Here is a 12,739-nt window from a genome sequence, read left to right on the forward strand (position 1 = left end):
TCTGTATGAATGTAATACGGTGAAGACCTACAGAAGGGTCTGACCCCAATAAGCAGGAATTTGTCAACAAACGTCGAATATACTAAATCTTTTTGCAAAGGAGGTGATTTACGTGCCTCGGAAAAAACGTTCTTGGAACCCCGGTGATTCTTTCCATATTACTTCCCGAGGGAACCGAAAGTCTAATATCTTCTTAGACATTGGCGATTATCGAATATACCTTGCCATGCTAGAGGAAACACAGCAAAAACACCCCTTTTTTCTCCACTCTTACTGTCTCATGACCAATCATGTCCATCTGTTATTAGAAACGATTGAAACGCCTCCCAAAGTTTTCATGAAACATATTAATTCTCGCTACGCCATGTACTTCAACCGAAAATACAATCTAACTGGCCACCTTTTTCAAGGTCGCTATAATTCAGTACCTGTCCTTGGAGCCATCCCGCTTCTAAATATGAGCCGCTATATCCACTTAAACCCTGTAAGAGCGTATATGGTTTCTCTCCCCGAAAAATATCCTTGGAGTTCCTACCTTTCATTTGTATCAAACAAGCCGAGAAAAAATGTCACAACCAAAACAATTCTTCAATACTTCCAAGAGTCCCCAAGGGAAAATTACCGCAACTATGTTATGCTCGAACACATCCGTTGGCTGCAAGCACGGGAATAATTAACATACGTCGGGGTCAGACCCCTCGAACCTTCTTCACCGCGTTACAGCACCGCCGAGGGGTCTGACCCCAAACAATGACCCCAAACAAGAAAAAACCTACCGCCCGTAAGCGATAGGTTCCTATATCAGTAATTAGTTAGCTTCTTCTTCGTCTTCTTCCTCGTCAGCGAATTCGTCGCCCTCTTCTTCATCTAACTCGATGTCGATTTCTTCTTCAGTGTCGAACTCTTCATCATCTAACGCAGGATCTTCTTCTACAGGCTCATCCATTGCTGGATCTTCTACTGCAGGCTCTTCAACAGCTGGATCATCTAACATTGGCTCTTCTTCTGCAGGTGCTCCACAAGCTCCAAGTAAACCTACTGTTAGTGCAGCTGCCGCTGTGGTCATTAAAATTTTCTTCATAATAATTACCCCCAAAATTTTTTATATGACTAAGCAGATATATCTTTGGCTTGCTGTTAGTCTTTGTGTATCTTAGCAAGATTATTCATGCTCGTCTACGAATTGCGCACTTTTTTGGAAATGTCTAACAAGTTTCTCACCTTGTCACACATTTTCCCATAAAGGGGGTCAGACCCCTCAGTACTTCTTCACGAGGGTACTGAAAAAGGTTGAATTGTACCTTTTCAGTGCCCTCCAAGCAATGTGAGGAGCAGCTTCCTTTTTTGAAAAGCCTGCTATGAGCGGGTTTCTCGTAGCAGGCGCGCAGCATGCAGAGCCATTGCTACTTAATCGAGGTACTGAAAAAGGTTTGTTTGTACCTTTTTCAGTGGCTTCCTTCTAAAGTACTAAAGCGAGCTAGACATAGACAAAAGCAGAGCCTATCCGTTGTAGCGGGATAGACTCTGTATAGTTTCTCACGTTTGTATGATTTCATTCGTTCTGCATTGCTTTGATTTACTTAACCGCAAATGTAATATCTGTTTCACAAGCAATTTCACCATCGACCGTTGCAATGGCATGTCCTTTTCCGATCGGTCCTTTTAAGCGGACAATTTCCACCTCTAGGCGTAATTGGTCACCAGGCTTCACTTGCTTTTTAAAACGACAGTTATCAATTCCAGCGAAGAAAGCAAGCTTGCCACGGTTTGCCTCAGGCTTTAAAATGGCTACTGCTCCTACTTGAGCTAACGCTTCCACAATTAGAACGCCTGGCATAACAGGATAGTCAGGAAAATGGCCGTTAAAAAATTCCTCATTTGCACTGACATTTTTGATTCCAACCGCTTTTTTTCCTTCTTCAATTTCTAAAATACGATCAACTAATAAAAATGGGTAACGATGAGGTATAATTTCTTTGATTTCTTCAATAGTAAGCATGAAGCATTCATCCCTTCAATATGTATATTTCTTCAATTATAGCATAACTTTCTTGCTAATGAATAACAGCCCAGGTACATGCTTCCAATGCCAAAAGCAAAAAAATCGAGGACTGCTAGCGTCCTCGAATCATATCAACAATGTGGTACCATGTTTCCGGCCTTGTGGCTTCACCAGCTTCACCACCGCCGATGACACTATAGCCAACGATCACACCTAAAATTAAGCTTCCCCCAACTAAGAGAATTGAAATGACAAGACGAAGCCAAATTGGAATGAGACGTAGACGCTCCCTTTTAGGGCGCTTGTTTCTTCGTGTCTCTCTTGTATCTTCTTCATCTTGATTTTTTTCCTGCGCTTGAAGAGCAAGTGCCTCTGAATCGACAAGCTCCTCGTTTTTGTTACCAAGAGCTTCCTCATCTAAAAGTTCATCTGTGGATAGATCCTCGTCTCCTAACGTGAGCGAGTTTTTGTCATCAAGCTTGTTGAGGTCTTCCACCTCATCTAAAAGCTCTGTCTCGGTCATATGCTCAGAGCTTATCAGTTCTTGATCAAGCATCTGTTCGTCGTCATTTGAAAGCTCAAGCTCGTTGGATGCACCCTCATTATACGTGTCATTCAACGCTTCTTCAGCGTTAGCTGCATCATTTTTTTTGGAAGATTCCACAAGCTCCGTCTCTTCGGTGTTCAAGCCCTTCTCTTCTGCTAGCTCTGATTCTATTTTTCGGCTTTTCTCTTTTGATCGATTATCAGTCATCGTTTTCTCCTCAAATCTGTTCAGCCGTTCATGCTGATTTTCTTGCGTCTATTTTTATTATCTGCGGAGGCCGTTTACTAATCCAGACATTTCGTCCGCCATTGAAATAGAACGCGCGTTGAATTGATAATGACGCTGCGCTTCAATTAACTCAGTCATTTCTTTGCTCAAGTCTACATTGGATCCTTCCAGAAAACCTTGGCTCACTATTTGTCCATTCGATGCAATATTTTCCTGTACATCTAAAAGTCCCAATCTAATGCTTGCAGATCAGGAAAACGATACATATTGCTTCCAACAGCATTAAGCAACTGTGGTTTTAATACATTCGTTAAACCAAGCTGTCCGACGTTTTGTACCGTTCCATCATTTATTGTAACAAGTAATTGGCCTTCTCCAGAAAAATTAATAGATTGAAAGTTTCTTGGTAAGTTAATACGGTTACCGGCTTGGTTTAAAACGAAATCACCAGTACTTGTTACTAGAGCTAACGTTTCGACGTTATCGGGGTATTCCGTTAAGTAAAACGCTCCATCTCTTGTTAAGCGCTCTACTGGTGCACCATTTTCAATCGCTTGAATACGGAAGAAATGATTTTTTTCCGTTAACGCAAAATCAAGTTGGAGCTCGGTCTGCATAAGAGCTCCAACTTCTGTTCGAACAGCCGTTTGAGCAATTTTCACTCCTGTTCAACACGTATGCCATTTGGGGTGAAACGTCCTACTTCAACTTCGACTTTTGATTGATTGTTCACTTGCTGATAAAGCAAATCAGAAAACGTTGATTCACGGCGCTTATAGCCTGTTGTGTTTGCAATGTTGTGTGAAATCATATCAAGCTTTCTTTGAATCTGCCCCATTGTCACAGCAGCAATCATCCCTGCCGCAGCCCCGTACTACATTCCACGAAGCATGCTCTTATTCCTCCTGCAACTTTACTAATTGCTTGTCCTGCTTATATACGTACTTTTTTACTTGACATACGATCTAGGTTTTCTAAAATAATCCCCGTTCCTTTTGCAACACAATGCATTGGTTCTTCTGCAACTAATACAGGAACTTTAAGCTCCTCAGCAAGCAGTTGGTCGATGCCGTGCAATAAGGCTCCTCCGCCTGTTAATATAACGCCGCGATCAATAATATCTGCTGAAAGCTCTGGAGGGGTTTGTTCTAATACTTGTCGTGAAGCTTGGACTATGTATGAAACAGATTCCAATAATGCTTCTTCAATCTCTTTTGAGTGTACCGTAATTGTTCTTGGAAGTCCACTTACCATATCACGTCCGCGAATGTCAATTTCTTCTTGTCGTCCACCCGGAAATACTGTTGCAACTTGGACTTTGATATTCTCAGCCGTTCTCTCACCAATTAAGAGCTTATACTTCTTCTTTATGTATGCCAAGATGTCTGAGTCAAAACGATCACCAGCTACTTTTATGGAAGAGGCGGTGACGATATCCCCCATCGAAAGAACAGCAACATCTGTTGTTCCACCGCCTATATCTACGACCATGTTCCCGCTTGGCTGGAATATATCCATCCCTGCTCCAATTGCAGCAACTTTTGGTTCTTCTTCCAAATAAACATTTTTCCCACCGCTTTTCTCTGCTGCTTCACGAATTGCTTTTTGCTCAACCGATGTAATATTAGTTGGGCAGCAGATCAGAATTCTAGGCTTTGAGAAAAGACTTTTGACGTTGATCTTGCTTAAGAAATGTTTGAGCATTGATTCAGTCATTTCGAAGTTTGCAATGACACCGTCTTTCATTGGGCGTAGGGCAACAATATTTCCTGGTGTACGTCCGACCATACGGAACGCTTCCTCCCCTACTGCAAGTACTCGATTGGTTGTTGTTTCAACCGCAACCACAGACGGTTCATTTAGGACAATTCCACTACCTTTTACGTAAATGAGGACATTTGCAGTACCTAGATCAATTCCAATATCGCGACCAAACATGATTCTTTTTCCTCCCTGTTATCCGAACATAATCGCATTTAGTATTACGATTTACCTAATTTTTTATTTTATCACATAATGTTCTGACAGGGGTCACTTTTTTGGAAAAATTGTTTGACAATTAATTTGGTGCTTTCATAATTGGTTCTGTTGAGTCTTCAGATTTCCTATATTTCACCTTTGTAGCTTCTCCTCCGCGCAGGTGACGGATGGACTTGTGGTATTCCAGAATTTCCTTCACTTCATTTGCAAGCTCCGGGTTAATTTCTGGCAATCTTTCTGTGAGGTCTTTGTGTACGGTACTTTTTGAGACGCCGAACTCCTTGGCTATCGTCCTCACCGTTTTCTTTGTCTCAACAACATACCTACCTATCTTGATAGTTCGCTCTTTGATGTAATCGTGCACACGACTCGCCTCCTAATTCTGTGTTGGTGATTTGGTACAGTTTATTAGGGGGAGTCCACAGATATACCACATTCTTGCAAGGACATGCTTGACTTTTCAGAATTGTATGTTCCTTTTAGACATGTCACTAATAGCCAAAAGGTCGGCAAATGTACGTTTGCCGCGTATTTCAAGGTGATATAACAGCTCACAAAAAAGGTGCGCCGTTGTTAGTGCATCTCCTAAGGCCTCGTGGCGATTATAGATTCTTGTGCCAAATTGACTAGCGTAAACTTCTAAATCAAGCATGTGCTTAGACGGGTTTATATAGCCAATTAGATCAAGTGTATCGATTGTTGTAGGCATATCAATACGATACTGATGACGTTGTAACTCTTTTTTTATGACTAGCAAGTCGAAGCTCACATAGTGCCCGACCCAAATCGTGCTGTTTGCTTGCTTATTAAATTGTAGATACGCTTCAATCGCCTCAAGCGAGCTCGGAGAATGTCGAATTGTTTCCAAGGAAATACCGGTGAGCTCAGTAATCTCTTGTGGAATATTTCTCTCTGGATTTACATGCGTATGAAACGTTTCCTCTTCTAGGACTCGGTTTCCCTTCACATGAACCGCTCCAATTTCAATGAGCCGATCGTGCCTTCCTACCGCAAACCCTGTCGTCTCCGTGTCGAATACAGTAAAGGTGATATCAGAGATCGGGGTGTTAAGAGACGTTTCAGTGTTGGTGATCGACTGGCTCGCTGGTAAAACAGGCTTCTTCCAAAACACGGAGTGGAGCACCCCCTTTAGCTTTAATAAATAGAGTAAAGAGGGGTCTGACCCCTCAATACATCCCGACAACTTGGTTCTGCAGTGCTCGAATGGTTTTAAGTGCTAACAGCAGTTCTTCTTTATCCTTCGTTCGTAAGTGGTTGAAATCTATTAAACTATCATTCTCTTTCCCAGTGCGGTAGGCTTCCCATCCGCACTCCACACGAATCCGGAGCACCACCTCATAGGCAAAGCGCAGTTCATCAGCGGTTTCCTCTGACAGTACTTTTTTCTTCACGAGCCATTCCATTTGTTCTAACGGACTTCCCCCTCCAACGAGCCCCTTTCTCGCACAAAGCAGCTGTAGGCAATGGTGAAATGGAAAAAGCGCCTGTTTTTTTAAATCCACCGACTCCCGCTTCATCCGAAACAACGCACGAATTGGATGATCAAACGTCGGCACAGGCTTCTCTTTCTCAAGTTCAGCCATTCTATATAAGAAGATACGTGACCGCTCAAGCTGTTCTTTCACACCTGTCACAAATTGGTCGTGCAACGCTTCATCGCCATAAACGTAACGGAACGCCAAAAAGTTATGAGCAAGTAAAATATTTTCATTCGTTGCCCTCACACCCCAGCTGCGCAAACGCTCCTTCCAAACCGTAAGTGTCCCGCGCCACTGCGGTTCACTCGCCATCATCAAACCTTTACACCGTTTATAGCCAGCAGCTTCTAAACAACGAACAATCTTACCACCTAACTTTTCAAAATACTCATCAACAACCACCTGATCGCCGCCATCCTCATAAACGAGAAAATGATCCTGATCCGTTAACATAAATTGTTCCTTCCGACCGCCGCTCCCCATCATATACCAAGCAAATGCAACAGGAGGCTCACCGACCTCATCAACAGCAAGCTCAATCGCATGACGAACGAAGCGATCATACAGCTTTGTCATCACATCAAGCGTATGGACAGTTGGGATCCCGTCTTGAATCAAATTTCCTAACACATCATAAAAAGCAGATGTAAGCTCATGTAGATTCTCAATCGTTGACTCCTCAACGGTTTGCAAAAGCTCCATCGTCCCTCGATTTTTCTTCCGCAGCAAATCAGATAATGTCACCATCCCAATGACACGGCCGCGGTCCATCACCGGCAAATGCTTAATGCCATTCATCAGAAAACTCGACATCGCTTCGTAGTAGTACGCGTCCCGGGCAATAATGAAAGGGTGTGGAGTCATGATTTCACGAGCGACAGTCCCAGCACCTAGTCCGCGCGCAACCACACGTTGCACGAGATCCTTTTCCGTAACAATCCCAATCAATTGGTCGCTATCATTTAATACGACAACAGAGCTTGTGGAATGCTCCACCATCTTTCCAGCAATATCCTGCACATCATCATCCATATCAGCGACGACAACAGGTTCATTCATAATATCTTGTATTCTCCGAATAAACGGTTCGCTCTCTCCCCATTTGCTTGCTAGCTGCACTTGCTCAGCAAATGAGCCATAAATATCACGCAGGCGAATCGTCGCTTGCTGCAATACAAAATCTCGTACGGACGGGTCTTCCCACCGCGCTTTGACAACCGTGTATGGAATATGGAGACAGACCGATTCCTCGACCGCACCGACTTCTACCTCGTAGCGCTTGGGGTCCTCTGTTTTTCCTCCTAAAAAATCGGCTAAGCTTGAAAAACCAATCATATCGTTTTGCTCGAGCACCTCCAGGACCTCCTTCTGTTGGTGCTGCCCAAGCTCTGTTGCAACAAAAACTTCTGCTAACCCCTTTAGGATAAGCAGAAGTCCTTCTCTTGGTGCCTTAATGTAGGGCACCTTGTCGCCTTTTTTATAGGATTTGAGAGCGCAGGCACCCAAGCATTCGGTAAACTCAGAGTCACTGAGCCCTTTGAATATTGGGTGCTCACGGATTTGCGTGTCGAACTTATTTTCCTGCTCCCTCATCCATCCATACCTCTCCGTCGCGATACGTCATTTGTTCTGGATAACGAAGGTCAACGACTTCATCTTGAAGTTTTTGCGATGGTGCTGCTGTCATTTTTGAAACAAGGATCGTAACAAGTAGGTTAATTGGAACCCCAATTAAACCAGCACCTGTATCTTGAATACCAAATAGTGTTATGCCTGAACGTGCTAAGAAAATATATGTGAGTGTAACCGTTAATCCCGTTAACATCCCGGCAATCGCACCTTGTTTGTTACAACGCTTCCACCATACACCAAGAAGCAAGACCGGGAAGAACGTTCCACCTGCAAGACCAAACGCCCAAGCAACAATTTGAGTAATTACGCCTGGTGGATTCAACGCCACAACCCCAGCTACAACCGTTGCTAACACAATTGCCCAGCGTCCTGCTGCTAAACGCTTTTTATCACTTGCATCTGGTTTTAATAAACGGTAGTAAATATCGTGTGCAAACGAGGACGAGATCGTAATTAATAGACCACCGGCTGTTGAAAGGGCGGCTGCCATCGCACCGGCAGCAACTAAACCGATAACAAACACACCGAGGTTCGCAATTTCTGGTGTCGCCATGACGACGATATCATTTGAAATGACAATCTCAGACCATTGAAGAATGCCATCCCCATTCGTATCAGCAAGCTGAAGTAAACCTGTATTTACCCATGTTTCAGTCCATGCTGGTAATTGATCAAGTGGCTGACCTGCTACACGTGTCATTAAGATGAAACGAGAGAATGCTGCATAAGCAGGAGCTGATAAGTATAGAAGGGCGATAAAAACAAGTGCCCAAGCGCCGCTCCAACGTGCTGCTTTCATCGTTGTTACTGTGTAGAAGCGAACGATAACGTGAGGAAGCGCTGCTGTACCAACCATTAATGTAAACATTAGAGCAATAAATTGTGATTTGTCACTTTCAGCAAATGGAGCAAAATACTCCGATATCCCGAGTTCTCGGTCAAGCTCCCCAAGCTGTGTCACGATGTTGCCATACGTTAACCATGGCAACGGATTGTTTGTCACTTGCAAAGACATGAAGACGATTGGAATAATATAGGCAATGATTAAAATCATGTATTGTGCTACTTGTGTCCACGTGATCCCTTTCATCCCGCCGAGTGTCGCGTAGATTGCAATAACAACGACCCCGATCATCGTTCCATACATCGATGGAATGTTGAGGATACGTCCGATGACCACCCCGGAACCTGCTAGCTGACCGATGATGTATGTAAAACTGATGATAATCGTTGCAATCGCAGCGATTAATCGTGCGGCGTTACTATCAAAGCGGTCACCGATAAATTCAGGAACCGTGTAACGTCCATATTTTCTAAGCTGTGGTGCTAGTAAGAATGTAAGGAATAAGTACCCACCAGTCCAGCCCATAATGTAGGCTAAACCGTCATACCCAAGAATCATGACTGTCCCGGCCATTCCGATGAAAGAGGCTGCACTCATCCAGTCTCCACCAATTGCCATCCCGTTCCAGAAAGGAGGAACACCACGGCTTGCTACGTAAAAGTCAGAGGTTGCTCGCGCCCTATTGTAGACAGAAATACCAATATAAAGTCCAAATGTTGCCAAAATGAGAAGTAACGACACAATTGTTTGCTGATCCATTGATTTATTCCCCCCTGCAGGTCTCTATTTTCCGTTTCAAACCTAGTGATCTAACACCTTGCCAGAACTAACTCTCGTATTATGTTCTTCATCAATTCCAAACTTTTTATCGATCTGATCACTTATGATGGCGTTTCCAAATAACAGGATGACGAAGGTAACAACAGCTCCTTGTGCCCCCATATAATAATGGGCCGGCATTCCCATAATTGTAAATTCTGCAAAGCGTTCAGCAAAGGCTACAACACCAAACGAAACAAGACCACCGATGAATAAGCAAATGACGACTAGCCAAGTACGAGCACAAAAGTATGCATCCGCCACTTTTTTATCAATTTTCTTCACAACTCATTCCTCCTCGTTTTTTATCAACCTCGTTTTTATGCGCAGCTGGCTAAGCTACTTCATCGCCTCCTTTACAGAGTAAACTTATCTTTTAAATGGCTCTTAGGTGTCGTTGGATTTTGTGACAGGACTTGCATCGTTTGAGAGGTTTTTGCTTTTTTGAAATGTACATGTTGATAATCGTCACAATCGGTACAAAAAGAAAGAAAAGCGGGTGAACGGTAAAAACTAACAGCATTGCTAATACCCATGGCAGCACACTGAGAAAGATGACATACCTGGAATTCGGCATATCTTCGAGTTCTCCACGTTTACACTGTGAGCATACTGAATGGTCGGTCTGAATTAGACGTAGATGACTTCTATTTTTTTTGTTCATTTTATCTCAACCCCATAATGAATCTTACTGTTTCAAAGAAGCCGAGCGGTACCATTGCAATTTGGACAATCATATAGATGAAAATGGAGATAAAGGGGACGGACAACAATAATGGTTTTTTCAAGCGAAATGTAAAAATAATAGATAACAGCAAAATTACTAGAAAGACATACATCATTTTAGATCCCTCCAATGCCAGTTTGTAAGCGTTATCATTATTATTCTAAAAAAAGGTGGCTGTTACAATAAAATTATAATACCTACCCCCTGTTCTATATCACATTATTTCAAAATTTCAGATTTTTGTCAAACATTTCTGTACGACAAAAAAAACACAAACTGACTTTCATTTGTAAGTCAGTTTGTGCTTGGCTTCGTTTAGCCGATTTCACTTTGTTCTTCTTCGTCTTCACCTTCGTCATTGTTTTCTTCAGGTGTGACTTCTTCTTCATCTGTCGTGCCATCTTCTTTGCCATCTTCTTCTTCAGCTGGCTTTTCTTCTTCTTTTTCTTGTTCATCCACAATGTCTCTTACAGAGTCAATTGGTTGTTGGAACACATCATTTGGATTGACAGCAACGCCATCATAACGAATTTCAAAGTGTACGTGGATTCCAGCGTCAGCATTGTAACTGTTGCGTCCTGCACGGCCAAGAATCTCACCTTGCTCAAGTGTTGCACCTTCTTCCACTTCCACATTTTCTAAACTGTGGTAGTGTGTAACGACACCGTCTTCATGAGAGATTTCAACGACATAACCTAGCAATGAATCTTTCTCTGCTCTCACTACTGTTCCACTTAGGGCAGCAGCTACTTCAAAGCTTTCACCATCTACATGAGCGAAGTCCATTCCTTTATTTGGGAAATACGTATTATTGTAGTATACAAGAGCTTCTTGCTGTTCTTCAGGTGAACTATTCACATCATAGAAATACCCAACAACAGTGACTTCTTCTTCATCAACAACAGGCATTTTTACAACTTCAGATGAAGCCGTAACAGCTACAGCATCTTCACCATATGGGTTCATATCTCCAGTATAGTTTGGATCTGTTACTTCAACACTATCTTCTGGTGCTGCTGACTCGTCTCCACCTTGCATAACAAAAACGGCACTTAACACACCAGCTGCAGCTACTAAGTATACTGCAGGTAATACCCAACGCTTACGTAATAAATTTTTTACATTTAGTTTTTCTTCAGATTTAGAAGAGCGATTGTTTTCTTCTTCTCTCATTTTCCATCACCTCAGCAATCATTCTGATCAGATTGCTAGAAATGTATACATCTTGCAAAAACTTTTTTTAAATTAGTTTTCGACAAACGGGTTTCTTTTATGCACTTTATTAAAAAAGTTGTGAATAGGCTTAGTGTTGCGGATTGGTAAGAGGTTTTTTCTAGATTCCATAAAAAAAGATCCTTGAGTGACTCAAGGATCTTTCAATACATTATTCAGCTTTTGCTAACATTTCAGATACAAATGGATCGACTGGCTGGATTTCTACCCCTTTATAATAGTGGTGGATGATGTCGGTATAGTTGCTGCCTTCCTTCGCCATGCCATCAGCTCCAAATTGGCTCATTCCAACACCATGACCCCATCCTCTTGTTTGAATCGTAACCTGCTCTCCTTGACGCTGCCACTGAAAGTCAGATGAGTCTAGCGCTAATTTATCTCTCACATCACGACCAGTAAACTCTTTTCCATTAATAACTACCTTGGCCACGCGTCCACCCTCTGTACGCTCTAAAATGGCCCCTACTGAACCGTCGTCAGGCAGTGTGACTCCAAGCTTTTCTTGAAACTCACTAACCGTCACGCTTGTTTCTGAAGAAAATCGAGGGGACACCTGATCCCATGGGCTTTCTACACTACGCAAATAAGGGATTTCATCTCCCCAATAGTCTTCTGAGTTCTCTGTATATCCGTTGCTCGTTGAAAAGAACAACGCATCAATTGGCTCCCCTTCATACGTTAACACCTGACCTTGAGTAGACAGCACAGCCTCCTGAATACGCGCCATGTTACGTTCGTAATCATCACCCCAAAGCTCTCTTAACTCTTCTTCATTCTTATAGACTTGATGATTCGTCGTATCAGTCACCATCGCCCCTTCTGGCAGCTGTTCAGTACGCGGTTGTAAAATATGCTTCACCATATAAGTACGTGCCGTTAACGCTTGTGCCTTTAAAGCTTCCATTTCAAAATTGGCGTGCATTTCAGACGCCACAACCCCCATAACATACCTTTCTAAAGGAGTTTCCTCCAATTGTTCGGTTGCTGTTCGAAAAACGGTAACGAAGACATCGTCCTCAGGAACATATGAAAATTGCTCTTCTGCCTCTTCTAACGTGATTGTCCGAGTGACGGTCGTCGTACTCTCTGCAGGATCTGAAAGAAATACTACTAATACGGCTGGAATAATGAGCACAACTGTGCATAAAATAGTGGCTACAACGAGAAGTCGTTTCATGTCTGATCCTCCATTTACTAATCTGTCTAAAAAAGTATATGAAAGCTTGGC

Annotated in this window: 16 protein-coding genes; 1 reads left to right on the top strand and 15 read right to left on the bottom strand. The window is 42.8% G+C overall.

Translation table 11 applies throughout. From position 1 onward, the window contains the following. Window positions 1–112 precede the first annotated feature (112 nt). The gene (locus tag SAY88_RS00900) at window positions 113–673 is read left to right on the top strand and encodes a transposase (RefSeq protein ID WP_332628597.1); all 561 of its coding nucleotides are present in this window, start codon (window positions 113–115) and stop codon (window positions 671–673) included. A 135-nt stretch (window positions 674–808) separates the two neighbouring features. On the opposite strand, the gene SAY88_RS00905 is transcribed toward SAY88_RS00900, so the two are convergent. From SAY88_RS00905 to spoIID, 15 genes are all read right to left on the bottom strand, one after another. Then, window positions 809–1,081, bottom strand: coding sequence for a hypothetical protein (locus tag SAY88_RS00905; protein WP_250096843.1), 273 nt, complete (start codon window positions 1,079–1,081; stop codon window positions 809–811). Window positions 1,082–1,576: 495 nt separating this feature from the next. Beyond that, window positions 1,577–1,999, bottom strand: a complete 423-nt coding sequence (gene fabZ / locus SAY88_RS00910; protein ID WP_250096842.1) for a 3-hydroxyacyl-ACP dehydratase FabZ — start codon at window positions 1,997–1,999, stop codon at window positions 1,577–1,579. A 115-nt stretch (window positions 2,000–2,114) separates the two neighbouring features. Further along, window positions 2,115–2,756 (bottom strand): DNA-directed RNA polymerase subunit beta, encoded by a 642-nt coding sequence (locus SAY88_RS00915; RefSeq protein WP_332628599.1) that lies wholly within the window; start codon window positions 2,754–2,756, stop codon window positions 2,115–2,117. Between the two features lie 57 nt (window positions 2,757–2,813). Continuing rightward, on the bottom strand, window positions 2,814–2,915 hold the full coding sequence (locus SAY88_RS00920) for a flagellar basal body rod C-terminal domain-containing protein (protein WP_431308824.1): 102 nt from the start codon (window positions 2,913–2,915) through the stop codon (window positions 2,814–2,816). A gap of 83 nt (window positions 2,916–2,998) precedes the next feature. Next, window positions 2,999–3,439: a flagellar hook-basal body protein gene (locus SAY88_RS00925; protein ID WP_332628600.1), complete on the bottom strand. Its 441-nt coding sequence runs from the start codon at window positions 3,437–3,439 to the stop codon at window positions 2,999–3,001. Beyond that, window positions 3,436–3,633: a flagellar hook-basal body protein gene (locus SAY88_RS00930; RefSeq protein WP_332628601.1), complete on the bottom strand. Its 198-nt coding sequence runs from the start codon at window positions 3,631–3,633 to the stop codon at window positions 3,436–3,438. The genes SAY88_RS00925 and SAY88_RS00930 overlap by 4 nt, the downstream gene beginning before the upstream one ends. A 77-nt stretch (window positions 3,634–3,710) precedes the next feature. After that, complete coding sequence (locus tag SAY88_RS00935; protein WP_250096838.1) at window positions 3,711–4,715, bottom strand: rod shape-determining protein; 1,005 nt, start codon at window positions 4,713–4,715, stop codon at window positions 3,711–3,713. A 121-nt stretch (window positions 4,716–4,836) separates the two neighbouring features. Continuing rightward, window positions 4,837–5,121, bottom strand: coding sequence for a sporulation transcriptional regulator SpoIIID (gene spoIIID, locus SAY88_RS00940; RefSeq protein WP_332628602.1), 285 nt, complete (start codon window positions 5,119–5,121; stop codon window positions 4,837–4,839). 96 nt (window positions 5,122–5,217) lie between these two features. Then, window positions 5,218–5,889, bottom strand: coding sequence for a 3'-5' exonuclease (locus tag SAY88_RS00945; RefSeq protein WP_332628604.1), 672 nt, complete (start codon window positions 5,887–5,889; stop codon window positions 5,218–5,220). A gap of 55 nt (window positions 5,890–5,944) precedes the next feature. Continuing rightward, complete coding sequence (locus tag SAY88_RS00950) at window positions 5,945–7,609, bottom strand: DUF294 nucleotidyltransferase-like domain-containing protein (protein WP_332628605.1); 1,665 nt, start codon at window positions 7,607–7,609, stop codon at window positions 5,945–5,947. A gap of 220 nt (window positions 7,610–7,829) precedes the next feature. Next, on the bottom strand, window positions 7,830–9,491 hold the full coding sequence (locus SAY88_RS00955) for a sodium:solute symporter family protein (RefSeq protein ID WP_332628606.1): 1,662 nt from the start codon (window positions 9,489–9,491) through the stop codon (window positions 7,830–7,832). Between the two features lie 42 nt (window positions 9,492–9,533). Next, window positions 9,534–9,836, bottom strand: coding sequence for a DUF4212 domain-containing protein (locus SAY88_RS00960; protein ID WP_332628607.1), 303 nt, complete (start codon window positions 9,834–9,836; stop codon window positions 9,534–9,536). 380 nt (window positions 9,837–10,216) lie between these two features. Next, entirely contained in the window at window positions 10,217–10,393 is a 177-nt protein-coding gene (locus SAY88_RS00965; protein WP_250096833.1) for a hypothetical protein, read from the bottom strand. A gap of 200 nt (window positions 10,394–10,593) precedes the next feature. After that, a complete protein-coding gene (gene spoIIQ, locus SAY88_RS00970; protein WP_332628608.1) occupies window positions 10,594–11,451 on the bottom strand; it encodes a stage II sporulation protein SpoIIQ in 858 nt (285 codons plus the stop codon). 211 nt (window positions 11,452–11,662) lie between these two features. Next, window positions 11,663–12,688, bottom strand: coding sequence for a stage II sporulation protein D (gene spoIID / locus SAY88_RS00975; RefSeq protein ID WP_332628609.1), 1,026 nt, complete (start codon window positions 12,686–12,688; stop codon window positions 11,663–11,665). Window positions 12,689–12,739: the final 51 nt, after the last annotated feature.

This window comes from Halalkalibacter flavus, from assembly GCF_036663575.1.
Lineage (GTDB): Bacteria > Bacillota > Bacilli > Bacillales > Bacillaceae_D > Halalkalibacter > Halalkalibacter flavus.

Coding starts and splice junctions, on each gene's coding strand:
- SAY88_RS00905 (WP_250096843.1), bottom strand. CDS start 1,081: ATGAAGAAAATTTTAATGACCACAGCGGCAGCTGCACTAACAGTAGGT.
- fabZ (WP_250096842.1), bottom strand. CDS start 1,999: ATGCTTACTATTGAAGAAATCAAAGAAATTATACCTCATCGTTACCCA.
- SAY88_RS00915 (WP_332628599.1), bottom strand. CDS start 2,756: ATGACTGATAATCGATCAAAAGAGAAAAGCCGAAAAATAGAATCAGAG.
- SAY88_RS00920 (WP_431308824.1), bottom strand. CDS start 2,915: ATGACTGAGTTAATTGAAGCGCAGCGTCATTATCAATTCAACGCGCGT.
- SAY88_RS00930 (WP_332628601.1), bottom strand. CDS start 3,633: ATGATTGCTGCTGTGACAATGGGGCAGATTCAAAGAAAGCTTGATATG.
- SAY88_RS00935 (WP_250096838.1), bottom strand. CDS start 4,715: ATGTTTGGTCGCGATATTGGAATTGATCTAGGTACTGCAAATGTCCTC.
- SAY88_RS00955 (WP_332628606.1), bottom strand. CDS start 9,491: ATGGATCAGCAAACAATTGTGTCGTTACTTCTCATTTTGGCAACATTT.
- SAY88_RS00965 (WP_250096833.1), bottom strand. CDS start 10,393: ATGATGTATGTCTTTCTAGTAATTTTGCTGTTATCTATTATTTTTACA.
- spoIIQ (WP_332628608.1), bottom strand. CDS start 11,451: ATGAGAGAAGAAGAAAACAATCGCTCTTCTAAATCTGAAGAAAAACTA.
- spoIID (WP_332628609.1), bottom strand. CDS start 12,688: ATGAAACGACTTCTCGTTGTAGCCACTATTTTATGCACAGTTGTGCTC.